This window comes from Pseudaquabacterium inlustre (genome assembly GCF_038066595.1).
Lineage (GTDB): Bacteria > Pseudomonadota > Gammaproteobacteria > Burkholderiales > Burkholderiaceae_C > Pseudaquabacterium > Pseudaquabacterium inlustre.
The window spans coordinates 1-21,828 of the sequence record NZ_JBBUTH010000009.1; the positions used below are offsets into that span (position 1 = coordinate 1).

At 72.9% G+C, this 21,828-nt stretch carries 22 protein-coding genes; 6 read left to right on the forward strand and 16 right to left on the reverse strand.

Annotated elements, in window-relative coordinates:
* Positions 1-190: 190 nt before the first annotated feature.
* The 4 genes from AACH10_RS17485 to msbA form a co-directional block, all read right to left on the reverse strand.
* Positions 191-1,078 carry an aldo/keto reductase gene (locus AACH10_RS17485; RefSeq protein ID WP_341411766.1) on the reverse strand — a complete coding sequence of 296 codons (888 nt, stop codon included), beginning with the start codon at positions 1,076-1,078 and terminating at the stop codon, positions 191-193.
* Between the two features lie 4 nt (positions 1,079-1,082).
* Entirely contained in the window at positions 1,083-1,664 is a 582-nt protein-coding gene (locus AACH10_RS17490) for a peroxidase-related enzyme (protein ID WP_341411767.1), read from the reverse strand.
* A gap of 81 nt (positions 1,665-1,745) precedes the next feature.
* Entirely contained in the window at positions 1,746-3,395 is a 1,650-nt protein-coding gene (locus AACH10_RS17495; RefSeq protein WP_341411768.1) for a phospholipase D family protein, read from the reverse strand.
* 107 nt (positions 3,396-3,502) lie between these two features.
* On the reverse strand, positions 3,503-5,260 hold the full coding sequence (msbA, locus tag AACH10_RS17500) for a lipid A export permease/ATP-binding protein MsbA (RefSeq protein WP_341411769.1): 1,758 nt from the start codon (positions 5,258-5,260) through the stop codon (positions 3,503-3,505).
* Between the two features lie 100 nt (positions 5,261-5,360).
* On the opposite strand from msbA, the gene AACH10_RS17505 reads away from it, so the two are divergent.
* From AACH10_RS17505 to sodC, 3 genes are all read left to right on the forward strand, one after another.
* Positions 5,361-6,470, forward strand: coding sequence for a hypothetical protein (locus AACH10_RS17505; RefSeq protein WP_341411770.1), 1,110 nt, complete (start codon positions 5,361-5,363; stop codon positions 6,468-6,470).
* An 81-nt stretch (positions 6,471-6,551) separates the two neighbouring features.
* Positions 6,552-8,315: a Y-family DNA polymerase gene (locus AACH10_RS17510; protein WP_341411771.1), complete on the forward strand. Its 1,764-nt coding sequence runs from the start codon at positions 6,552-6,554 to the stop codon at positions 8,313-8,315.
* Positions 8,316-8,468: 153 nt separating this feature from the next.
* Positions 8,469-9,008: a superoxide dismutase [Cu-Zn] SodC gene (gene sodC, locus AACH10_RS17515; RefSeq protein ID WP_423228622.1), complete on the forward strand. Its 540-nt coding sequence runs from the start codon at positions 8,469-8,471 to the stop codon at positions 9,006-9,008.
* A 67-nt stretch (positions 9,009-9,075) separates the two neighbouring features.
* Here sodC and AACH10_RS17520 read toward each other — a convergent pair whose 3' ends face one another.
* The 5 genes from AACH10_RS17520 to AACH10_RS17540 are packed head-to-tail and all read right to left on the reverse strand — an operon-like array spanning position 9,076 to position 13,112.
* Positions 9,076-9,735, reverse strand: a complete 660-nt coding sequence (locus tag AACH10_RS17520) for a LysE family translocator (RefSeq protein ID WP_341411773.1) — start codon at positions 9,733-9,735, stop codon at positions 9,076-9,078.
* A gap of 36 nt (positions 9,736-9,771) precedes the next feature.
* Complete coding sequence (locus AACH10_RS17525) at positions 9,772-10,317, reverse strand: chromate transporter (protein ID WP_341411774.1); 546 nt, start codon at positions 10,315-10,317, stop codon at positions 9,772-9,774.
* Positions 10,314-10,907, reverse strand: coding sequence for a chromate transporter (locus AACH10_RS17530; protein WP_341411775.1), 594 nt, complete (start codon positions 10,905-10,907; stop codon positions 10,314-10,316). The genes AACH10_RS17525 and AACH10_RS17530 overlap by 4 nt, the downstream gene beginning before the upstream one ends.
* Positions 10,900-12,108 (reverse strand): MFS transporter, encoded by a 1,209-nt coding sequence (locus AACH10_RS17535; RefSeq protein ID WP_341411776.1) that lies wholly within the window; start codon positions 12,106-12,108, stop codon positions 10,900-10,902. Before AACH10_RS17535 ends, AACH10_RS17530 begins: the two co-directional genes overlap by 8 nt.
* The gene (locus AACH10_RS17540) at positions 12,105-13,112 is read right to left on the reverse strand and encodes a D-2-hydroxyacid dehydrogenase family protein (RefSeq protein WP_341411777.1); all 1,008 of its coding nucleotides are present in this window, start codon (positions 13,110-13,112) and stop codon (positions 12,105-12,107) included. Before AACH10_RS17540 ends, AACH10_RS17535 begins: the two co-directional genes overlap by 4 nt.
* A 157-nt stretch (positions 13,113-13,269) precedes the next feature.
* On the opposite strand from AACH10_RS17540, the gene AACH10_RS17545 reads away from it, so the two are divergent.
* On the forward strand, positions 13,270-13,782 hold the full coding sequence (locus tag AACH10_RS17545; protein ID WP_341411778.1) for a DUF1993 domain-containing protein: 513 nt from the start codon (positions 13,270-13,272) through the stop codon (positions 13,780-13,782).
* 2 nt (positions 13,783-13,784) lie between these two features.
* Here the strand turns inward: AACH10_RS17545 and AACH10_RS17550 are convergent, their stop codons facing one another.
* Together AACH10_RS17550 and AACH10_RS17555 are read right to left on the reverse strand one after the other, a co-directional pair.
* Complete coding sequence (locus tag AACH10_RS17550; protein WP_341411779.1) at positions 13,785-14,186, reverse strand: hypothetical protein; 402 nt, start codon at positions 14,184-14,186, stop codon at positions 13,785-13,787.
* Positions 14,183-14,644 carry a hypothetical protein gene (locus AACH10_RS17555; RefSeq protein WP_341411780.1) on the reverse strand — a complete coding sequence of 154 codons (462 nt, stop codon included), beginning with the start codon at positions 14,642-14,644 and terminating at the stop codon, positions 14,183-14,185. The genes AACH10_RS17550 and AACH10_RS17555 overlap by 4 nt, the downstream gene beginning before the upstream one ends.
* Positions 14,645-14,866: 222 nt before the next feature.
* Here AACH10_RS17555 and AACH10_RS17560 point away from each other — a divergent pair, with 222 nt between their 5' ends.
* Entirely contained in the window at positions 14,867-17,338 is a 2,472-nt protein-coding gene (locus tag AACH10_RS17560; RefSeq protein ID WP_341411781.1) for a penicillin acylase family protein, read from the forward strand.
* Positions 17,339-17,384: 46 nt separating this feature from the next.
* Here the strand turns inward: AACH10_RS17560 and AACH10_RS17565 are convergent, their stop codons facing one another.
* Genes AACH10_RS17565 through lexA form a run of 3 tightly spaced genes read right to left on the reverse strand, consistent with a single transcriptional unit; the run spans position 17,385 to position 18,747 of the window.
* A complete protein-coding gene (locus AACH10_RS17565) occupies positions 17,385-17,777 on the reverse strand; it encodes a DUF3224 domain-containing protein (protein WP_341411782.1) in 393 nt (130 codons plus the stop codon).
* Positions 17,777-18,073: a helix-hairpin-helix domain-containing protein gene (locus tag AACH10_RS17570; protein ID WP_341411783.1), complete on the reverse strand. Its 297-nt coding sequence runs from the start codon at positions 18,071-18,073 to the stop codon at positions 17,777-17,779. Before AACH10_RS17570 ends, AACH10_RS17565 begins: the two co-directional genes overlap by 1 nt.
* Positions 18,073-18,747: a transcriptional repressor LexA gene (gene lexA / locus AACH10_RS17575; RefSeq protein WP_341412310.1), complete on the reverse strand. Its 675-nt coding sequence runs from the start codon at positions 18,745-18,747 to the stop codon at positions 18,073-18,075. The genes AACH10_RS17570 and lexA overlap by 1 nt, the downstream gene beginning before the upstream one ends.
* Before the next feature lie 72 nt (positions 18,748-18,819).
* Here lexA and AACH10_RS17580 point away from each other — a divergent pair, with 72 nt between their 5' ends.
* On the forward strand, positions 18,820-19,797 hold the full coding sequence (locus AACH10_RS17580) for an asparaginase (RefSeq protein WP_341411784.1): 978 nt from the start codon (positions 18,820-18,822) through the stop codon (positions 19,795-19,797).
* Positions 19,798-19,823: 26 nt separating this feature from the next.
* Here AACH10_RS17580 and AACH10_RS17585 read toward each other — a convergent pair whose 3' ends face one another.
* Both AACH10_RS17585 and AACH10_RS17590 read right to left on the reverse strand, forming a co-directional pair.
* Positions 19,824-21,275, reverse strand: coding sequence for an esterase-like activity of phytase family protein (locus AACH10_RS17585; protein ID WP_341411785.1), 1,452 nt, complete (start codon positions 21,273-21,275; stop codon positions 19,824-19,826).
* A gap of 107 nt (positions 21,276-21,382) precedes the next feature.
* Positions 21,383-21,817, reverse strand: a complete 435-nt coding sequence (locus AACH10_RS17590; protein WP_341411786.1) for an organic hydroperoxide resistance protein — start codon at positions 21,815-21,817, stop codon at positions 21,383-21,385.
* Positions 21,818-21,828: the final 11 nt, after the last annotated feature.

Genomic DNA, 21,828 nt, shown 5'->3' on the forward strand with positions numbered 1-21,828 from the left:
CGCGCCTTGATCGGCGGCCGCTGCCAGGGTGACCTGCTTCATCCGAGCATCATCCCAACCTAGCGCCAGCATTGCCACCAGATCAACCCGGTACGCGGACCTTAATCAGCGTAGCCCTAGACCAGATGAGCTCACGCATTGAGCGAGGCCTGCCGCCTGTCTGGCGGAAATCATGCAGGCGCAAGCATGCTCAAGGCACCTCCCGCCCCGCCGCCGCCTCCCACAGTCGGTACCACTGCTGCGCATCCAGCGTGACGTTCAGCGCGGCCATGGCCTCGCGGGCCACGTCGATGCGGCGTGAGCCCAGGATGGGCAGCGGTTGGCTGGGGTGGCGGCGCAGCCAGGCGCTGATCAGCGTGATTGGCGCGATGCCCAGTTCATGTGCCATGGCCTGCACCGTGCCGCGCACGCGCTGCGCGCGCTCGTCCTGGCCGGTGAACACGCGGCCGCCGGCCAGGGGTGACCAGATCATCGGGCGCAGGCCCAGGTCCACGCACTGGTCCAGCGTGCCGTCGTGCAGCGGGTCCAGGTGCAGCGGCGAGCATTCGATCTGCGTGGTGGCCAGGGCGATGCGCCGGTGCAGCGGCGCCAGCTGGCTGGGCGTGAAGTTGGAGACGCCGAAGTAGCGCACCTTGCCCTCGCGGCGCAGGGCCTCGAAGGTGTCGGCCAGTTCGTCGGGGTCGAGCAGGCAGTCGGGGCGGTGGATCAGCAGCAGATCCAGGTGATCGGTGCGCAGGTTGCGCAGCGACTGTTCCACCGAGGTGCGCACATGCGCGGCCGAGGTGTCGTAGTGCTTGACGGCATGGCCGGGCCGCGCCGGGCTCACGAGCTTGATGCCGCACTTGCTCACCAGCTGGATGCGCTGGCGCAGCGCCGGCTGCAGCGCCAGCGCCTCGCCGAACAGGCTTTCCACCGCGTAGCCGCCGTAGATGTCGGCATGGTCGAAGCTGGACACGCCGATGTCGAGGTTGGCCTCGATCCAGGCCAGGCGCTGCTGCGGCGTCCAGCCCCATTCGGCCAGGCGCCAGGCGCCGGCGACGATGGGGCTCAGGCCGGCGGGGTTGTGCATGCGGGCCATGCGCTCAATCCTTCTTCTTGGGCAGGCGGCCCATCAGGTAGAACTCATCGTTCGGGCGCATGCCGGTCACGTTGGCCATGCGGTTCGACAGGCCGAAGAACGCGGTGATGGCGGTGATGTCCCAGATGTCCTCGTCGTCGAAGCCGTGCGGGTACAGGGCCTGGAAGTCGGCCTCGCCCACCTCGTGCGACTGCAGGCACACCTTCATCGCAAAGTCGAGCATGGCGCGCTGGCGCGGCGGGATGTCGGCCTTGCGGTGGTTGATGGCCACCTGGTCGGCCACCAGGGGCTTTTTCTCGTAGATGCGCAGGATGGCGCCATGCGCCACCACGCAGTACAGGCAGTGGTTGGCGCCGCTGGTGGCGGTGACGATCATCTCGCGCTCGCCCTTGGTGAGGCTGCCGGTCTCTTTCAGCATCAGCGCGTCGTGGTACGCGAAGAACGCGCGCCACTCGGCCGGGCGGCGGGCCAGCGCCAGGAACACGTTGGGCACGAAGCCGGCCTTCTCCTGCACCGCCAGGATGCGTTCGCGGATGTCGTCGGGCACGTCGGCCAGGGCGGGGGCGGGGTAGCGTTCGGCGCTCATGCGGGTCTCCTCGTTCGATGGGTCGCCCGAGGATAGCCGGCCGCGGTGCAGCGGCCGGTCGCGGCGGCTACAGCCGCTGCGCTACAGCAGGCGTTCGGGCACCACCAGCGACTGCAGCCACAGCTTGAAGCGCAGCCAGGCGCTGCTGCCGGGCTCGTCGGTGGTGGTGATGCCCTGGCCGTCGGCATCGCGCGCCTGCCAGCGCAGGGTCTGGCCGTCCTCGGCCAGGCTCACGCGGTACATGGCCACGGCCGGGGGACGGGCGCTGGTGCCGTCGGTGGCGTGGGCGCCGGGCGCCTGCATCAGGCGCTGCAGTTCGGTGGCCAGTTGCGGGCTGTCGATCACCACGCCCATCTCGGTGTTGCCGATGGCCGAGCGTGCATCCAGGTTCACCGAGCCCACCAGCACGCGCAGGCCGTCGACGATGGCCACCTTGGCATGCAGGCGCGGCACCGAGCGGCCGAAGACGCCGAAGTGCTCCGAGCGACTGATCAGCGCCGGGCTGATCTCGTACAGCTCCACGCCCATCTTCAGCAGTTCGGGCCGGCGCAGCGCGTAGCTGGCGTGCACCAGCGGCTCGTCGGTGGAGGCCAGCGAGTTGGTCACCACGATCAGGTGGATGCCGTGGCGGCGCGCCTCGCGCATGTTGGCCAGCGCGGCCTCGTTGGGCACGAAGTAGGGCGAGACGATGGCCACGTAGCGCCGCGTGGTGGCCATGGCGCGCATCAGCCCGGCCATGGCCTCGCTGGGGTCGCGCCCCGGCGTGGCCTGCGCGGCCTTCTCGGGCGGATCGGCATGCACGCGGGCCTCGGCCCAGGCCAGGCCCTCCAGCCGGCCGGCGGCCAGTTGCGCGCCCACCGGGCCATGGCCCAGCGGGTCGCGCGCATAGGGCGCGCGCGGCAGCGGCGCATCGCGCACGGCGGCATCGAAGCTGCGGCGGGCCTGCGCCCGGTCCTCGGCGCCGTGGGCCACCGGCCGCACGCGCTGCAGCGGCCAAGCCTGGGCGCTGTTCCAGTAGCGGTCGAACACGGCCGACAGCTCGCCCACCACTGCACCGGCGCCCAGCACGTCCATGTCGATGAAGTTGGCCTCGTCGCTGCCCATGTAGTACTCGTCGGCCACGTTGCGGCCACCGAACAGCGCCATCGCGCCATCGGCCACGAACAGCTTGTTGTGCATGCGGTGGTTGTTCAGCTCGAAGTCGCCGCGCGACAGCGCCAGCCGCCACACCGGCGCGCCCCAGCGCAGCGACATCGGGTTGAACAGGCGCACCTCCACGCCGTCGTGCGCGGCCAGGCCGGCCAGCAGGTCCTCCACCTCGGCGGCGTAGAAGTCATCGGCCAGCAGGCGCACGCGCACGCCGCGTGCGGCGGCTTCAGCCAACGCCCGCAGCACGGCGCGGCCCGCGCGGTCGCGGTGCAGGTGGTAGATCTGCAGGTCCAGCGTGCGCGTGGCGCGGGCGGCCAGCGCCAGGCGCGCCTCGAGCGCGTATTCGCCGGTGGGCAGCAGGCGAAAGCCCGATGCGCCGGCGGCATCGGCTGGCCGGCTGAGGGTGGCGATGCCGCCCAGCGGGGTGGCGGCGGCGGCCTCGGTGGGCAGCGCCTGCGAGACCACGGCCTCACCGCGCGGCGGCAGCGCGGCGCAGCCGCCGAGCAGCAGCAACAGCGTCAGCAGCAGGGCGGTCGGCCAGCCGATCGACAGGCGGTTTGAGGGGGTACGGCGCGGCGGCATCTCGGGGTGGGCAACGGGGTCAGGGTGCGCCCAAGCCTAACGCCGATGCATGACGGTGTCAGGCCCACGCACGACGTGCCGCAGGCAGCTGTCGTCAGGCGCTGCGCTCAGCTCCTGAACTGCATCGCATGCAGCCGCGCGTACAGGCCGCCGGCGGCCAGCAGCGTGGCGTGCGGGCCCTGCTCGACGACGCGGCCGGCCTCCATCACCACGATGCGGTCGGCGTGCTCGATGGTGGACAGGCGGTGGGCGATGATCAGCGTGGTGCGCCCGCGCATCAGCGTCTCCAGGCCGGCCTGCACGGCGCGCTCGCTCTCGGTGTCGAGTGCCGAGGTGGCCTCGTCGAGGATCAGGATCGGCGCGTCCTTGTACAGCGCGCGGGCGATGGCCAGGCGCTGGCGCTGGCCACCCGAGAACTGGCCGCCGTTGTGGCCGATGACGGTGTGCTGGCCCTGCGGCAGGCCCTGCACGAAGTCCCACAGCCACGCGCCCTTCAGCGCGGCTTCCACGCGCTCGGGGTCGGGGTGCGGGTCGCCCAGCGCCACGTTGGCGGCGACGGTGTCGTTGAACAGCACCACGTCCTGGCTGACCAGCGCGAACTGCCGGCGCAGGCAGGTGATCTCCCACTCGGCCAGCGGCACGCCGTCCAGGCGCACCGTGCCGCTGCTGGGCTCGACGAAGCGCGGCAGCAGGTTGGCCAGCGTGCTCTTGCCGGCGCCCGAGGGGCCCACCAGGGCCACGGTTTCGCCGGCGCCGATCTGCAGCGACATGTTGTCCAGCGCCGGGTGCTGGTCGTCGCGGTAGCTCAGCGTCACCTCGCGCAGGCCGATCTCGCCCTCGGCGCGGTGCACGCGGTGGTTGCCGCCGGTCTCGGCCGGGGCGGTGTCCAGCAGTTCCAGGCCGCGCTCCACCGAGGCCAGGCCGCGGGTGATGGGCGCCATGACGTCCGACAGGTGCTTGACCGGCGCCACCAGCATCAGCATGGCGGTGATGAAGGCCACGAAGCCGCCCACCGTGGTGCCCGAGGCGTTGCTCTGCCACAGCGCCACGCAGATCACGGCCGACAGCGCCATCGCGGTGATCATCTGCGTGATCGGGGTCATCGCGCCGCTGGCGGCCACGATCTTCAGCATCACGCGGCGCAGCGTCAGCGCATGGGTGTCGAAGCGGCGGGCCTGCGTGGGCTCGGCGCCGTGCAGGCGCACGATGCGCCAGGCCAGCACGTTCTCTTCCACCACGTAGCCCAGTGCATCGGTGGCGTCCTGGCCCTCGCGGGCCAGGCGGTGCAGGCGGCGGCCGACGCTGCGCATCACCCAGGCCACGGCCGGGAACAGCACGCCGACGAACAGCGTGAGCTTCCAGTTCAGCCACAGCAGGTAGCCCAGCAGCGCGGCCAGCGTGAGCGAATCCTTCAGCAGCGTGAGCACCGAGTTCACCAGCTGCTGCGCGCCGCCCTGCACCTCGTAGACCAGGGTGTTGGTCAGGCTGGAGGCCGACTGCTGCGTGAACATGCCCGGCCGGGCGTTCAGGATGCGCAGGAACAGCGCCTCGCGCAGCGCCTGCACGCCGCGGTGCGCCGCCCATGACAGCGCGTACTGGGCCACGAAGCCGGCCACGCCGCGCACCGCGAAGATGCCGATGATGGCCGCCGGAATGGCCCACAGCGGCAGCTGGCGGCCGGTGAAGCCCTGGTCGAGCAGCGGCTTCATCAGCTCCGGAATCATCGGCTCGGTGGCCGCGCCGATCAGCGAGCCGACGATGGCCACCAGGATGCCCAGCCGGCCCTCGCGGAAATACGGGGCGATGCGGGCGAAGCGCTGCAGCAGGCTGAGGGAGGGCAGGGTGGACGGCGTGGACGACGACATGGAGCAATGACCGGCCGGCAGGGGCCGGACCCGCGATTATCCGGCCCCCGCGTGCCCGGTCTGGCTTGCCACGAAGACTGTATGAACATACAGTATCCATGTGAACCTGACCCTGCCACTTTTCGAGTCGCTCGCGCCGGTGGATCCGGCCGAGGCGCCGGACGCACCGGTTGCACCGGTCGCGCCGTGTCCGCTCGATCTGCCCGACCCGCTGGCCGCGGCCCTGGCGGACCGGCCGGCGCCGTCGTGCCCGCAGGGTGCGCAGGCTGCGCAGGGGCCGGCTGATCCCGGGGCGCTGCACCCGGCGCTGTGGCGCGCCAGTCAGCTTGGCAGCGGGCGCCAGCGGGCCACGGCCAGCGGCTTCGAGGCGCTGGATGCGCAGCTGCCGGGCCAGGGCTGGCCGCATGGCGAGCTGACCGAGCTGTTGCTGGCCCAGCCGGGCATCGGCGAGCTGCGGCTGCTGGCGCCGGCGCTGGCGGCCATCGGCGGCGGGGTGGGCGGCGCGGACGCACCGGCCTGGGCCGAGGGGCCGCGCTGCGTGATGCTGTTCGAGCCGCCGGCGGCGCTGTCGGCCTGGGCGCTGGCGCAGCAGGGCCTGAGCCACCAGCACTGGCTGGTGGTGCAGGCGCGTGCCGGCCAGCGCGCCGGGGCGGGCCCGGGGCAGACGGGGCTGCAGGGGGCGCGGGCCGCGCGCACGCCGCGCACACCCAGCGGCCTGTCGCCGCTGTTGCCCAGTGCCGATCTGCTGTGGGCGCTGGAGCAGGCCCTGCGCAGCGGCCAGGTGGGCGCGGTGCTGGCCTGGCTGCCGGCCGGCCTGCGCGCCGATGCGCTGCGCCGGCTGCAACTGGCCGCCCAGGCGCATGACGGGCCGGTGTTCCTGTTCCGCGAGGCCCAGGCCCTGCACCGGCCCAGTGCCGCGCCGCTGCGCCTGCTGCTGCAGCCCGCCGGCGTGGACGGGCTGACGCTGCGCCTGCTCAAGCGCCGCGGACCACCGCTGGCCGAGCCACTGCGTCTGGTGCTGCCTTCGGTGCTGACGCCGCACCAGCAGGCGCGGGCGCTGGCGCAGCAGGCCCTGCAGGGGGCGCAGCAGGCGGCCCAGCTCACCGCGCAGCAGGAGGCGCGTGCCGGGGCGGTGGACGGCGCCGGGCCGGGGCATGGGCGCAGGGCCGGGCGCGGCGTCCGTGCCCCGGGTCGAGCCCTGTGGCGCTGACGGCCGCGCGCCGCGCCGCCCGGGCCCTGCCATTGCGTCAACCGCACCGCCGCCACGTCTGCGTCCGTCATGGAACCTGCCATGCCGCCCGCCATGCCATCCGACACGCCGTCCGCCACGCCGTCCGGCCTGGAGCCCGCGCTGCTGTGGGTGGCCCTGCACCTGCCGGCCCTGTCGCTTGAGTCGTGGCAGGCCGCGCAGGCCACCGCATCCGCCGTCCCCGACACACCTGCCGCATCCGCCACGCCCGCCACGCCTGCCACACCCGCGCCAAGGGCCCATGCACTGCTGAGCCCGCCGCCGGCGCCGCAGCGCATCGCGCTGGTCGATGCCGCGGCCCAGGCGCTGGGCGTGCAGCCGGGCATGAGCCGGGCCACCGCGCTGGCGCTGGCCCCCGATCTGCAACTGGGCCAGGCCGATGCGCGGCGCGACGCCGAGGCCCTGCGCGCCGTGGCCCATGTGGCGCTGGCCTTCAGCCCGGCCGTCACCTGGGCCACGCCGGCCGGCTGGCAGCCCGGCGCCGACGAGGCCGCGCTGGCGCCACCACAGCCGGCGGCCTGCGCAGCCCTGGTGGGCGTGCGGCTGGAGGTGCGTTCCTGCCTGCGCTACCACGGTGGCTTGCCGGCGCTGCTGGCGCGGCTGCGGGCGCAGCTGGCGCCGCTGGGCCACCAGGTGCGCCTGGCCACCGCGCCCACCGCGCTGGGCGCGGCTTTGCTGGCGGCCTGGCGTGACGACCTGGCCCAGGGCCCGCACAGCACCCGGGCCGAGGCCTTGCGGGCCCTGCTCGACGCGCTGCCGCTGCCGCTGCTGGTGCCCGATGCGGTGGAGGCCGAGGCCCTGCGCGCGATGGGCCTGCGGCGCGTGGGCGATCTGGCCGGCCTGCCGCGCGACGGCCTGGCGCGGCGCTTCGGCCCGGCGCTGCTGCGCGATCTGGACCAGGCCCGCGGCCAGGGGCCCGAGGCCCACCGCTGGCTGGCACTGCCGGCGCAGTTCGCCAGCCGGCTCGAGCTGTGCCACCGCGCCGACACCAGCGAGCAGGTGCTGCACGGCGCCGGTGTGCTGCTGGCGCGGCTGGTGGCCTGGCTGAAGGCGCGCCAGGTGCGCGCTGCGCGCTTCACGCTGGTGATGCACCACGAGCCGCGCCACCGCCGCCACGACAGCGCCACCCCCGAGCGCAGCGAGCTCGAGATCGCCCCCGCCCAGCCCTCGGCCGATGCCGCGCACCTGGCCGTGCTGCTGGCCGAGCGCCTGGGCCGCCTGCCGCTGCCCGCACCGGCGCTGGAGCTCAGCCTGCACTGCGATCAGGTGCTGAGCGGCGGCGCGCCCGACGGCGAGCTGTTCGCCAGCCCCGGCAGCCGGCGCGAGGGCCTGGCCCGCCTGGTCGAGCGCCTGCAGGCCCGGCTGGGCCGCACCCAGGTGCTGCGCCCGGTGGCCCGGGCCGACCGCCGGCCCGAGTGCGGCACCGCCTGGCTGCCGGCCGATGCCGCACGCCTGCACCGGGCCGACGCGCCCGGCGACGGCCTGCCGGCCGAAGCTGCTGCGGCGCGCATCGCGCTGCCGCCGCAACCGCTGTGGCTGCTGCCCGAGCCCCGGCCGCTGGCCCAGCGCGACCGCGTGCCCCTGCACCACGGCCAGCCGCTGCAGCTGCTGGCCGGCCCCGAGCGGCTGGAAACCGGCTGGTGGGACGCCGGCCTGGCGCTGCGCGACTACTTCATCGCCCGCGACGGTGCCGGCGCGCTGCTGTGGGTGTTCCGCCGCCGCGACGCCACGGTCCCGCAGAACCCGCAGGACACGCCAGGCACCGTCTTGGACGGGGACTGGTTCCTGCACGGGCTGTTCGCCTGAGGGCGACGGGCCTGCGGCCACCGGGGTCACCTGCAGGCGCTACAGTGGGTCGGCACGTGGGCTGGGGGCCAGCCGTGGCGCCCTTCGCGGCTGCTGCGATGGGCCACCCCCGGTCCACCCACAGCCCACCGATCCACACCGCCAAGGACTCCCATGCGTCTCTTTCCCGTTCTTGCATTGCCCGTGGCCGCCGTCCTGCTGGCGGCTGGCGCCCATGCCGCCGATCCGGCCGAACGCACCATCACCATGCAGACCGTGGCCGCCGACGGCAGCCAGACGCCGGCCGGCACGGTGCGGGTGGTCAGCACGCCCTACGGCCTGGCCTTCTACCCGGCCCTGACCGGCCTGACGCCGGGGCTGCATGGCTTCCACGTGCACCAGAACCCGGCCTGCGGGCCGGGCGTGCAGAACGGCAACCCGGTGGCCGGCCTGGCCGCGGGCGGCCACCTCGACCCGGCCGACACCAAGCGCCATGGCGAGCCCTGGGGTGACGGCCACCTGGGCGATCTGCCGCCGCTGTTCGTGGCCGCCGATGGCAGCGCCCGCCAGCCGGTGCTGGCACCGCGCCTGAAGATGGCCGACATCGCCAACCGGTCGCTGATGGTGCATGCCGGCGGCGACAACCATGCCGACCACCCGGCGCCGCTGGGCGGTGGTGGGGCGCGCGTGGTCTGCGGCGTGATCGCGCCCTGACGTGCCCTGACGCACCGCGCCCTGACGCGCCGCGCGCGGGCCGATGGCCCCGCGAGGGGCCGCGCGTTCAGCGGCCGGGCTCGCCCAGTGCCAGCTTCAGGCCCAGCGCCACGAACAGCGCGCCGACGCCGCGGTGAACCCAGCGGCCCAGTCGGGCCGTGCCGGCCCCGTGGCCCAGGCGCTGGCGCAGCGTGGCCACCCCCCAGGCCAGGCCCAGGTTGACCAGCGTGGCATCGACCACGAACACCGCGCCCAGTGCCACGAAGGCCAGCGCCTTGTGCGGCGCATCGGCGGCGATGAACTGCGGCACGAAGGCCAGGAAGAACAGCGCCACCTTGGGGTTCAGCGCATTGGTCAGGAAGCCCTGGGCGAACACCCGGCGCCACGGCGTGGTGTCGGGCGCGGTCCGCGTGGATGCGGCCGTGCCGGCTTCGGGGGCCCGCGCGCGCAGCATGGCCACGCCCAGCCACACCAGGTAGGCCGCGCCCACCCAGCGCAGCAGCGTGAAGGCAGTGGCCGATCCGGCCAGCAGCGCCGACACGCCCAGCGCCGCGGCCGCGATGTGCACGCCGCAGCCGGCGCCCACGCCCAGCGCGGCCGCTGCCCCGGCGCGAAAGCCGCCGCTGGCGGCGCGCGTGGCGATCAGCGCCATGTCGGCGCCCGGGGTGATGTTCAGCAGCAGGCCGGCGGCGATGAACAGCGGCCAGTCGTGGATGCCTTCGAGCATGGGGCTCTCCGCAGAAGTGGACGATACGGACCGGCGTCAGACCAGGCCGAAGACGCCGGCCAGCGCGCCGGCGCCGATCAGCCACAAGGGCCCGATGCGCGTGCGCAGGCTCAGCGCGGCGGTGGCGACGACCAGCAGGCCGGCGCCGAGGTTGCTGCGCACCGGCGCCGTGAGGATCCAGCCGGTGGACAGCAGCAGGCCCACGGTGAGTGGCGCCAGCCCGGCCGTGAAGGCGCGCACCCACAGGGCCTGGGCATTGCGGCGGCCGTAGCGGCCGGCGGCCAGCGCCAGCAGCGACGACGGCAGCAACAGCCCGCTCATCGCCGCCAGCACGCCGGCCGGGCCGGCCGTGCTCCAGCCCACCAGCACCACGAACAGCAGGTTGGGCCCCGGTGCCGCCTGGGCGATGGCCACGGCGTCGGTGAACTGGGTGTCGGTGAGCCAGCCGCGCTCGGCCACCAGCCAGCGCTGCATGTCGGGCGCGGTGGTGATGGCCCCGCCCACCGACAGCAGCGACAGCACCATGAAGTGCCCGCACAGCGCCAGCAGCTCGGGGGTGCCGAGCGACTGCAGCGCGGTCACCGGCCGGCCTCGCGACGCCGCAGCACCGCGGCCACCAGCGCCATCGACGCGCCGCCCAGGCCCAGCACCACGCCGGCCAGCGGCCAGCGCCACAGGCCCACCAGGGCCAGCGTCAGCCCGGCCAGGCCCAGCGCCGGCCACCGGCCCAGCGGATGGGTCTTCAGCGTGCGGGCCAGCTTCAGCCCCGTGGCGACCACCAGGCCGGCGGCGACCGCGCCCATGCCGCGCAGTGCGCCGGCCACCCACGGCAGGTGCTGCCAGTGCCGGTGCAGCGCGCCGGCGGCCAGCACGATCAGCGCCGGGATCAGCAGCAGGCCGCCGGCGGCGCTGAGCGCGCCGCGCCAGCCGAACCAGCGGTCGCCGGCGATCAGCGCCACGTTGACGATGTTGGGGCCGGGCAGCACTTGGCCGGCGCTGAGCAGCTCGGCAAACTCGGCCGGCGTGAGCCAGCGCGTGCGCTCCACCAGCTCGCGGTGGGCCACCGGCAGCACGCCGCCAAAGCCCTGCAGCGCCAGCCGCGTGAAGGCCACGAACAGCTCGGTGCACGAGCCCGGCCGTGCCGGTGCGCTGTGCTCAGGGTGTTCAGCCACCGGCCACTCCGCTGCGCCGCCGCAGTGCCGTGGCCGCCCACAGGCTGGTGGCCAGCGCCGCCAGCATCCAGCCTAGGCCGGCCCAGTGCAGCTGACCGAAGCCGCCGGTGCCGGCCAGCATCGCGCCACCGGTGGCCGCGCCCACGGCCTGGCCGGCGTACAGCGCCGAGCTGTTCAGCGCCACCAGGGCCGGTGCCAGCGCCGGGGCGGCGATCGACAGCCGTGCCTGCTGCGCCGAGTTGCTGGAAAAGCAGCCCAGCGCCCAGGGCGCGCACACCGCCATCATCAGCGGCACGCTGGCGCCCAGCGGCCACAGCAGCAGCGACAGCGTCATGGCGCCCAGCATCATGGCCACCAGGCGCGAGGCGCCCAGGCGGTCGATGTGCCGCGACACCCACACATTGCCCAGCACGCCCAGCGCGCCGAACCAGAAGAACAGCCCGCTGACCGCCGCGGGCGAGGCGCCCAGCACCTGGCGGTAATAGGGCGCCAGGTACGCGAACAGCGTGAACTGGCCCGAGGCCGACAGCAGCGTGACCGCCACCGTGGCCAGCAGCGCCGGGCTGGTGGCCACCTGCGCCCAGCCGGCGCGCGACATGGCCGCCGGCCGTACGCCATCGGGCACCGCGCGCCACACGCCCACGGTGGCGATGCCGGCCATCAGCGCCACGCCGCCGAAGGCCGCACGCCAACCCAAGACCTCGCCGATCCAGGCCGCCAGCGGCATGCCCAGCACCGAGGCCACGCTCCAGCCCAGGAACACGAAGGTGATGGCACGGCCGCGCTGCTCGGGCGGCGCCATCACGGCGATGGCCGCGGCCGCCTGCGGCGAGAACACGGCCGCCGCCAGCACGGCCAGCGCGCGCACCGGCAGCAGCGTGGCGAAGCTGGGCATCAGCGCGCACAGCACATGGCCCAGCGCATAGATCACCAGCGACCAGGCCAGCAGGCGCCGGCGGTCGAAGCCGGCCACCACCGCGGCGGCCAGCGGCGCGCCGAGGGCCAGCGCCACCGCGGCCACGCTGATCAGCTGGCCCGCCACCGGGATGCTGATCTGCAGGTCACGCGCCAGGTCATTGAGCGTGCCGGCCGTGGCCATCACGCCGCAGCCGATGGCGAAGTTGCCGAACAGCAGGGCCCAGCGGGCCTTGGCCAGCGCCCAGGCGGGATCGACGGGCCGGGCGCCGGCCGGATCGCTCAACGGATCACCTTCAGCGCCTCGGGATTGACGATGTTGGTCGGCTCGTTGCGGATGAAATTGACGATGTTCTGGAACGCGGCGCCGAAGTAGAGCTCGTAGCTGTCCTGCTCCACGTAGCCGATGTGCGGCGTGCAAATGGCGTTCTCCAGGCGCAGCAGCGGATGGCCCTGCAGGATGGGCTCGCTCTCGAACACGTCCACCGCGGCCAGGCCGGGCCGGCCCTTGTTGAGCGCCGAGACCAGCGCGTTCTCCTCCACCAGCTCGGCGCGCGAGGTGTTCACGAACAGCGCGGTGGGCTTCATGCGCGCCAGGTGCTCCAGGCGCACGATGCCGCGCGTCTCGTCGCGCAGGCGCAGGTGCACGCTCAGCACGTCGCAGGTCTCGAAGAAGCTCTCGCAACTCTCCGCGGCCTGGTAGCCGTCGGCCACGGCGCGTGCGCGCGAGCCCTCGCTGCCCCACACCACCACCTGCATGCCGAAGGCGCGGCCATAGCCGGCCAGCAGCGTGCCGATCTTGCCGTAGCCCCAGATGCCCAGCGTCTTGCCGCGCAGCACCATGCCGATGCCGAAGTTGGGCGGCATCGACGCCGACTTCAGCCCGCTTTGCTGCCAGGCGCCGTGCTTGAGGTTGCCCACGTACTGCGGCAGGCGGCGCATGGCCGCCATGATCAGCGCCCAGGTGAGTTCGGCCGGCGCCACCGGCGAGCCCACGCCCTCGGCCACCGCGATGCCCAGGCGGGTGCAGGTGTCGATGTCGATGTGGCTGCCCACCTTGCCGGTCTGGGCGATCAGGCGCAGCTTGGGCAGCTTCTCGAGCAGGGCCTTCGGGAACGCGGTGCGCTCGCGGATCAGCACCAGCACCTCGGCGTCGCGCAGGCGCACCGACAGCTGACCGATGCCCTTGACGGTGTTGGTGAAGACCTTGGCGTTGAAGGGCTCCAGCAGCGGCGCGCAGCGCAGCTTGCGCACGGCGTCCTGGTAGTCGTCCAGAATGATGATATTCACCGGGGCATCTCTTTGCACATCAACCACTTAGAAGCCGATGTGCATCCGCTGCATGCACATCCATTGCTAAGTATTGTGCCCGCTTCGGCAAGGTCTGGTGGCAGTGGCTAGCATGTCCGCTGTTTCATTAACGACATCTCACACGGAGACAAACACGATGCCTTCCATCAGCATGCATTCGGCCAGCGTGCCGCTGTTCCAGAAGCAGCTTGGCGCCATGCTGGCCTGGCTGGACAAGGCCGAGGCCCATGCCCAGGCCCGCGGCTTCAGCCCCGACAACTACCTGCAGCTGCGCCTGGCGCCCGACATGCTGCCCTTCGTGTCACAGATCCGCATTGCCGGCGACACGGCCAAGGGTTGTGTGGCGCGCCTGGCCGGCGAGGAGCCGCCGAAGTTCGACGACGACGAGACCACCTTCGCGCAGTTGCGTGGCCGCATCCAGAAGACGCTGGACTACATCGGCTCGGTGCCGGCGGCCGCCATCGACGGCAGCGAGTCGCGCGAGATCGTGCTGCCGATGCGCCACCGCGATCCGCTGCGCTTCACCGGCGAGGTGTACCTGCGCCACTGGGCGCTGCCGAACTTCTACTTCCACGTCACCACCGCCTACGCGCTGCTGCGCCATGCCGGCGTGGCGCTGGGCAAGGGTGACTATCTGGCGATGGGCTGAACCTATCGAACTCCATAGGGGAGAAGTTCGCCGGCGTTGGGAAACACGCTGTCGAGCGCGCCCTGCAGTTCGCTTTGCGCGCGCTCGGTGGTGCGGCCCTCGCCGGCCAGCGCGCTGAACACCGCGCCGCGCAGCAGCCACAGGTCCAGCGGCTCCTGCGTCTGGCGCACCTGGTAGCGCAGCCAGTCGCCGCGCGGCCCATCCACCAGCGCGGTGGCGGCCATGAAGCGCTGCTTGATGTCGACGAAGCAGCGCCGCGCCGCGATGCGGGCGTGGCGGTCCTGCGGCAGGCCGGCCTCGGGCAGCCAGGCCGCGCCGGGCGCCCAGGGCGCCTGCGAATCCGGGGCCCCGATGGCCTCGGGGCGGGACGACAACGCCGGCACGGTCTGCAGCATCGGGATCATCCGTTCACCACCATCGGGTTGGGGGCAGTGCGCTGGGCGCGCACCGGAAAGTGCCGGTTCAGCCGCTCGATGCGGCGCTCGGCCTCGGCCTGGTTCAGCGCCACGGCCACCACGCCGTAGACCCGCGAGCGCAGGTGCCACAGCTCGCGCAGCGAGCGGGCCCGGGCGATGCGGTCGCCCAGGTCCCAGGGATCGGGCCCGGACAGGTCGGCCAGGCAGGCGATGAATTCGTCGCGCGCCAGCGTCAGCTGGTCGACCGGCGGCAGCGTGCTGCTGTGCGTCCAGCCCGGGCGGCTGTCCAGCCAGCGGCGCACCTTGGCGCGCCAGCCCAGCGACGAGGGCCACAGCTCCGGCGGGCACACCTCGATGCGGGAGTTCATCAGGCTGGAACTCGGCGGCACGCGGCGGTTCACCAGGCGGAGCATCCAGTCGGTCATCGGGCGCTTGTGGACAGTCATGGGGGGTACATCGGCAACAGACGCTCGGGTCTGAAGGGCCCCGGCACCAACGACCGGCGCAGCGGGCTTGGGGGGATTGTTCGGGGGCAGGCCTGTCGCCAGTGGGGTGAACAGGGCGGCGAAGCGCGCCCAGTTCGGTGCCGGGCGCGGGCGCTGATACGCTGCGGTACCGGCGCGGCCGCCACGGCCCGTCCCGAGCAAGACCTTGTGAGGACACCCCCGATGACCCGACGCTGGCTCCGCCGCATCGTCACCCTGCTGTTGTGGCTGCTGATCGGTGCGGCCGTTGCCGGCTGGATCTACAGCCGCCGCGTGCTGCCGCAGACCGAGGGCACGCTGAGCCTGCCCGGTCTGCGCGCCGAGGTGCGCATCGAGCGCGACCGCCACGGCATCCCCACCATCCGCGCGGCCAGCGTCAGCGACGCGATGTACGGCCTGGGCGTGGTGCATGCGCAGGACCGGCTGTGGCAGATGGAGACCCACCGCCGCATCGGCGCCGGCCGCCTGGCCGAGGCCTTCGGCGACGGGGCGCTGGACACCGACAAGTTCATCCGCACGCTGGGCGTGCGCCGCGCCGCCGCGGCGCAGTGGGCCAAGGCGAGCCCGGCCGCCCGCGAAGCACTGACCGCCTATGCGGCCGGCGTCAACGCGGTGATCGCCCAGCTGAAGGCGCGGCCGCCCGAGTTCATGCTGCTGGGCATCCAGCCCGAGCCCTGGACGCCCGAGGACAGCCTGTCGTGGGCGATCATGATGGCGCTGGACCTGGGCGCCAACTGGCAGGCCGAGGTGCTGCGCCTGCGCCTGGCCATGCTGCTGCCCAAGCCGCGCATCGACGAACTGATGCCGCCCTATGCCGGCGACTCGGTGCCGGCCACGCAGGACTACGTGGCCTTCTACCGCGGCCTGAAGCTCGATGCCCGCCAGGCCGGCGCGCCGGGTCTGCCGGGCCTGGGCGATGCCCACCTGCAGCGCCTGCTGGCGCTGGCGCCCGAGGCCGAGATCGACGGCCTGGGCAGCAACAGCTGGGTGCTGGCCGGCAGCCGCAGCACCACCGGCGCGCCGCTGCTGGCCAACGACCCGCACCTGAAGCTCTCGGCGCCGGCGCTGTGGTACTTCGCGCGCCTCGTGGCGCCGGGGCTGGACGTGGCCGGCGCGTCGATGCCCGGCCTGGCGTCCATCGTGATGGGCCAGAACGCGCGCATTGCCTGGGGCATGACCAACACCGGCCCCGACGTGCAGGACACCTACCTCGAACGCCTGCATGCCAGCGATCCCGCGCAGTACCAGACGCCCGAGGGCTGGGCCCGCTTCGAGACCCGGCAGGAGCAGATTGCCGTTCGCGGCCAGGCCCCGGTGACGATCACCGTGCGCAGCACACGCCACGGCCCGGTGATCTCGGACGTGGCGGTGGCCGGCGTGGCCGACGAGGCGCTGGGCCCCAAAGCCAAGCCCGGCTACGTGCTGGCATTGCGCTGGACCGGGCTCGATACCGACCAGGACATCATGGCCGCCTCGCTGATGATGATGGCCGCCGATTCGGTGGAGGCCTTCGTGCAGGCCGCCTCGACCTGGGTGGCACCGATGCAGAACATGGCCGTGGCCGACCGCGACGGCCACATCGGCCTGGTGTCGCCCGGCCGCGTGCCGCTGCGCAAGCCCGACAACGACCTGCAGGGCCTGGCCCCGGCGCCGGGCTGGGATGCGCGCTACGACTGGGCCGGCTTCCTACCGGTGGCCGAGCTGCCGCAGGTGCGCGACCCCGCCAAGGGCTATGTGGCCAACGCCAACCAGAAGATCACGCCGCCGGGCTACCCGCACTTCATCAGCCACCAGTGGGCGCTGCCGTTCCGCCACCAGCGCATCGAGCAGATGATCGACGCCCGCCCCAAGCACAGCCTGGATGACCTGGCGGTGATGCATGGCGACGTGAAGTCGCTGGCCGTGGCGCGCCTGCTGCCGCGGCTGCTGCAGGCCCGGTCCAGCCACCCGCTGGCCGCCGCGGCGATGAAGGCCCTGCAGGGCTTCGACGGCACCATGGCCGCCGACCAGGCTGCGCCGCTGATCTTCTGGGCCTGGAACCGCCAGTTGTCGCAGCGCGTGCTGGCCGACGAGGTGGGCGCGGCGATCTACGAGCGCATGCTGGGCCAGCGCGGCTACTTCGACGCGCTGGAAGGCGTGCTGGCGCGCGACGACGGCTGGTGGTGCGACGACAAGGCCACGCCGGCGGTGGAAACCTGCGCCGAGCAGGTGAACGCCGCCTTCACCGCGGCGCTGGACGAACTGCAGGCGCTGCAGGGCGCCGATGTGGCCGCCTGGCAATGGGGCCGTGCCCACCAGGCCCGCAGCGAGCACCGGCCGTTCTCGCGGGTGAAGGCGCTGGCGCGCTGGTTCGAGATCCGCCAGCCGGTGGGGGGTGACACCTACACGGTGAACGTCAGCCGCGTGAGCCTGAAGCCCGACGCCACCACCGGCGAGTACTACCTGGACGAGCACGGCCCCAGCCTGCGCGGCCTGTACGACCTGGCCGACCGCGGCCGCTCACGCATCGTGCACAGCACGGGCCAGAGCGGCATCCCGTGGTCGCCGCAGTACCGCAGCCTGGCCGAGGTGTGGCGCGGCGTGGGCTATGTGCCGCTGTTTCCGCCGGCCGGCGGCGAGGGCTGGCAGACGCTGGTGGTGACGCCGGCGAAGTAGCCGGCGAAACCGCGGCCAAAGCAGCCGCCAGCGGGCTGGCCGGGGGTCAGGGCAGCGTGTACTCGAAGCGGTAGCGGTGCACGCCGCCTTCGATCTCGATCATGAACTGCCCGCGCAGCCCGGACAGTTCACCGGTGCCGGAATCGGGCACCACGGTGATGGACAGCTGACGCGTCGTGCGGTCCATGCTGCCGCTGTGCTGGAACACGAAGCTGCCGCTGAGCCCGTGCAAGCTGCCGGTGAAGCGTTCGATGGCCACATAGCCGGCCGAGCCCTGGGTGGTGGTCAAGGCCGTGAGCATGCGGCCCGCGCCGGTTCCGGACAGGTCGCCGCTGAAGCGCTTGTCCAGTCGCATCTCGCCCAGGGCGTTGCCGTCGGCGGTATCGGCCTGGCCTTGCGGCGTCATCTGCACCTCGAAGGTGCCGGTGGCTTCTGGCATCACAGACTCCCGTACAGCCGCTTGCGCTCGGCGGTGTAGGCCCACCAGGGGGCGGGGGCCGCGCCGCGCATGAAGTCGGTGGCGGCCATGAAGGTGTCGAGCACGCAGGGGTCCTGGCGCTTGCCGCTGAGCGTGCACAGCGACTGGTACAGCGAGAACGCGTCGCGCTGCGCCAGGTCTTGGGGGTACCGGATGCCCAGGGCGCGCAGATCGGCCGCCATGCTGGGGCCGATGTTGGGCAACTGCTCGAGCGCCCGGCACTCGGCAGCGCTGCGGGCCTTGGGCGACTTGATCATCACATCAGCATGGTGTTGCGGATCAGGCCCACCGCCACGCCCTCCAGCGCGAAGCTGTCGGCGTCCGTCACCTGGATCACCGGGTAGTCGGGGTTCTCGGGCAGCAGCTCGATGCCGTTGCGCGTGCGGTGCAGGCGCTTCACGGTGACGTCGTCGCCCAGCCGGGCCACGACGATCTGGCCGTTCTTGGCGTCGCTGGCCTTCTGCACGGCCAGCAGGTCGCCGTCGAGGATGCCGGCGTCGCGCATGCTCATGCCGCGCACGCGCAGCAGGTAGTCGGGCTTGCGCGGGAACATCGAGGCCTCGACCACGTAGCTCTGGTCGATGTGCTCCTGCGCCAGGATCGGGCTGCCGGCGGCCACGCGGCCCACCAGCGGCAGCGTGAGCTGGGCCAGGCTGGGCAGGGGCAGCGAGAATTGGCGGCCGCGTGACTCGTTGACCGCACGCAGCGTTTCAGAGCGCAGGCGGATGCCGCGCGAGGTGCCGCTGACCAGCTCGATGACGCCCTTGCGGGCCAGGGCCTGCAGATGCTCTTCCGCCGCGTTGGCCGACTTGAAGCCGAGCTCGGCCGCGATCTCGGCCCGCGTGGGCGGCGAGCCGGTACGTTCGATCGTGCTTTGCACCAGATCGAGAATCTGCTGCTGGCGCGGGGTGAGCTTGGGGCCGTCGGGCAAGAAGGGCAGACCGGTCATGCACGCTCCTGAGTTTCCATCCAGTGACTGTATTTTCATCCAGATGAGGGCCTGATGCCAAGCCTTTCCGACGCAATTTCCGATGCCGGGCGCGGCGCGCGCGCCACGGTGGTGATCCTGGGCACCGGCGGCACCATCGCCGGCACCTCGGCCCGGGCCGGCGACAACGTGGGCTACACCGCCGCCCAGCGCAGCGTGCAGGACCTGCTGGCGGCCGTGCCGGCCCTGGCCGCGCCCGGCGCGCCGGCCATCGAGGCCGAGCAGCTGGCGCAGCTGGACAGCAAGGACATGGACCATGCCACCTGGCTGGCGCTGGCACAGCGCGTGCAACTGGTGCTGGCGCGGCCCGAGGTGGCCGGCGTGGTGATCACCCACGGCACCGACACGCTGGAGGAAACCGCCTGGTGGCTGCACAGCGTGCTGGCGACGCCCAAGCCGGTGGTGCTGACCGCGGCGATGCGCCCGGCCACCGCGCTGGCCGCCGACGGCCCGCAGAACCTGCTGGACGCCGTGACCGTGGCCGCCACGCCAGGGGTGCAGGGCGTGCTGGCGGTGCTGGCCGGCCAGGTGTTCGGCGCCTTGGGCCTGCGCAAGGCGCACACCTACCGGCCCGATGCCTTCACCGCCGGTGATGGCGGGCCGATCGCGGTGGTGGAGGAAGGGCGGCTGCGCCCGTTCCGGCCCTGGCCGGTGGCGGCAGGGCGCGGCGCCGCCGCGCTGCCGGCCGATCCGCAGGCCTGGCCCTGGGTGGAGATCGTTGCCAGCCACGCCGGCGCGCGCGGTGACGGCGTGCGGGCGCTGGTGGCGGCCGGCGTGCGTGGCCTGGTGGTGGCCGCCACCGGCAACGGCACGGTGCACCGCGAGCTGGAGGCGGCACTGGCCCAGGCGCAGGCGGCCGGCGTGGTGGTGTGGCGCAGCACGCGCTGCGCCGACGGCGTGCTGATCGGGGCCGTGGCCGAGGCCGCCGGCGCCGCCGCGGCCCTCTCGCCCTGGCAGGCGCGCGTGGCGCTGATGCTCAGCCTGATGGGCTGAGCACCGGCGCCCTGGCGCCTTCACCCTCAGGCGTGCTGGCGGCGGCGGCGGGCCAGCGCGCCCACGGCGGCCAGGCCACCGGCCATCAGCGCCCAGGTGCCGGGTTCGGGCACCGGCGCGGTGTAGCCGTTGACCTCGGCGGTGTAGGCGTGCAGCACGCCGGGCAGCAGGCTGTAGGCGCTGGTCAGCGTGGCGGCGGTGCTGCTGTTGCTGGTCAGCACGCAACCGGTGGTGCTGCCCACCGGGCACTGGATCGAGCTGGCGTAGGGGTCTGCCTTGCTGAAGTCGAACCACACGTCGAACTGCACGTTGCTGCCGTTCTGCGTGACGCTGTAGTCGTTGTCGGTGCCGGCCAGGATCAGGTAGCGGCCGTCGGCCAACTGCGGGCCCACGGCCAGGCCTTCCCACTTCTCGGGCGACTTGTTGCCCAGCGCGGCCAGCGTGTTGGCGTCCAGGTCGATCACCTTGGCGCCCTTGGTCACGGCGCTGAAGCCGTCCGGCAGCGCGCCGGAGGCGGGCAGCGCGATGCCGCTGACGTCGGTGGCGCCGGCCAGGTCGATCATGAACACGTTCTTGTCGGGGCTGGCCACGGTGGCGCCCACGCCCACGCCGCGGTTGTTGCGTTCCAGCACCATGAACTTGTCATTGCCCAGCGCCACGATGGCCGAGATGCCGCGGCCCTGGCCGCTGCTGTCGAGCTTGTAGGCGTACTGCGCTACGGCCGTGCCGCTGTCGGTGTCGTACTTGACGATGCGGCTGTAGACGCTGCGCGTGCCGGTGGCTGTCAGTCCATCGTCGGCCAGGCCGTTCTGCAGCACCGCGTAGGCGTACTTGCCGTCCGGGCTGATGGCCAGGCCCTCGAGGCCACGGTTGCCTTCGCGGCCGGTGGTGGGCGGCGTGGTGTTGTAGTTCACCGTGCCATTGACCTGGGGCACCAGGTTGGCCGGCACGGTGTAGGTCTTGACCAGTTGGCCGCTGCGGTTGAATTCGTAGACCGACGGGCCGTACTCGTCCGAGACCAGCAGGTTGCCGTTCTTCGGGTTGACGACCATGCCCTCGGGGTCGAACGAGGTGCCCAGCACGCTGCTGGGGTTGGGCGCCAGGCCGTTCAGCGCCACGCCGGCGGCGTTGCTGAACTTGATCGTCTGCACGACCTGGAAGTTGCTGATGGCGCCAGTGGTGGCGTTGACGTCCAGCGTGAAGCGCTGGATGCGCGTCTCATACGGCAGGGTGCCGCCGCCGGGGCCACGATCCGACAGGCCCCACCATTCGTTGCGGGCGCGGTCGTAGTAGAGGTCGGAGAAGAAGCCGACGCGGCTGTCGAAGGTGCTGCCACCGCTCAGGTCGGGCGTGCTGCCCGAGATGGCCAGGCCATTGACGAAGCTGACGCTGGAAACGGTCTGGGCCGAGGCGGCCTGGCTGAACAAGGCGGCCGCGGCGGTGGCCAGGGCCAGGGTCGTCAGACGGGGGCGAAACATCGTGGACATCTCCGGAAACCTTTGGAAACCGGAGAGCCTCGCGGCGGCGCATGTCCGTGCTGTGACAGGCGCCGCGGACCCCTTCAGACCAGGGGTCGTGGGATCGGTCAGACCACCGTCAGCGTCACATCCACGTTGCCGCGCGTGGCGTTGCTGTACGGGCAGACCTCGTGCGCCGTGGCCACCAGGGTCTCGAGCTCGGCGCGGTCCATGCCCGGCACCGAGATGCGCATGGCCACGCTGATGCCGAAGGCGCCGGCCTTGCCGGTCATCGGGCCGATGCCGACATCGCTGGTGATGCTGACTTCGGCCGGCAGGCGCTTGCCCTGGCGGCCGGCCACGGCCTTCATGGCGCCGATGAAGCAGGCCGAGTAGCCGGCAGCGAACAGCTGCTCGGGGTTGGTGCCGGCGCCGTCGTCGCCGCCCAGGGCCTTGGGCGTGGACAGCGTGGTCTTCAGGCGGCCGTCGTTCGATTCGGCGGTGCCGGCGCGGCCCCCGGTGGCGGTGGCGGTGGCGGTGTACAGGGCGGTGTCGATGGCCATGGTGCGAATCC

Bases quoted from the DNA above. Each gene is read 5' to 3' on its own strand.
- AACH10_RS17485 (WP_341411766.1), bottom strand. From the start codon at position 1,078: ATGGCCCGCATGCACAACCCCGCCGGCCTGAGCCCCATCGTCGCCGGC.
- AACH10_RS17490 (WP_341411767.1), bottom strand. From the start codon at position 1,664: ATGAGCGCCGAACGCTACCCCGCCCCCGCCCTGGCCGACGTGCCCGAC.
- AACH10_RS17495 (WP_341411768.1), bottom strand. From the start codon at position 3,395: ATGCCGCCGCGCCGTACCCCCTCAAACCGCCTGTCGATCGGCTGGCCG.
- msbA (WP_341411769.1), bottom strand. From the start codon at position 5,260: ATGTCGTCGTCCACGCCGTCCACCCTGCCCTCCCTCAGCCTGCTGCAG.
- AACH10_RS17510 (WP_341411771.1), top strand. From the start codon at position 6,552: ATGCCGCCCGCCATGCCATCCGACACGCCGTCCGCCACGCCGTCCGGC.
- sodC (WP_423228622.1), top strand. From the start codon at position 8,469: ATGCGTCTCTTTCCCGTTCTTGCATTGCCCGTGGCCGCCGTCCTGCTG.
- AACH10_RS17520 (WP_341411773.1), bottom strand. From the start codon at position 9,735: ATGCTCGAAGGCATCCACGACTGGCCGCTGTTCATCGCCGCCGGCCTG.
- AACH10_RS17545 (WP_341411778.1), top strand. From the start codon at position 13,270: ATGCCTTCCATCAGCATGCATTCGGCCAGCGTGCCGCTGTTCCAGAAG.
- AACH10_RS17550 (WP_341411779.1), bottom strand. From the start codon at position 14,186: ATGATCCCGATGCTGCAGACCGTGCCGGCGTTGTCGTCCCGCCCCGAG.
- AACH10_RS17555 (WP_341411780.1), bottom strand. From the start codon at position 14,644: ATGACTGTCCACAAGCGCCCGATGACCGACTGGATGCTCCGCCTGGTG.
- AACH10_RS17560 (WP_341411781.1), top strand. From the start codon at position 14,867: ATGACCCGACGCTGGCTCCGCCGCATCGTCACCCTGCTGTTGTGGCTG.
- AACH10_RS17565 (WP_341411782.1), bottom strand. From the start codon at position 17,777: ATGCCAGAAGCCACCGGCACCTTCGAGGTGCAGATGACGCCGCAAGGC.
- AACH10_RS17570 (WP_341411783.1), bottom strand. From the start codon at position 18,073: ATGATCAAGTCGCCCAAGGCCCGCAGCGCTGCCGAGTGCCGGGCGCTC.
- AACH10_RS17580 (WP_341411784.1), top strand. From the start codon at position 18,820: ATGCCAAGCCTTTCCGACGCAATTTCCGATGCCGGGCGCGGCGCGCGC.
- AACH10_RS17585 (WP_341411785.1), bottom strand. From the start codon at position 21,275: ATGTTTCGCCCCCGTCTGACGACCCTGGCCCTGGCCACCGCCGCGGCC.
- AACH10_RS17590 (WP_341411786.1), bottom strand. From the start codon at position 21,817: ATGGCCATCGACACCGCCCTGTACACCGCCACCGCCACCGCCACCGGG.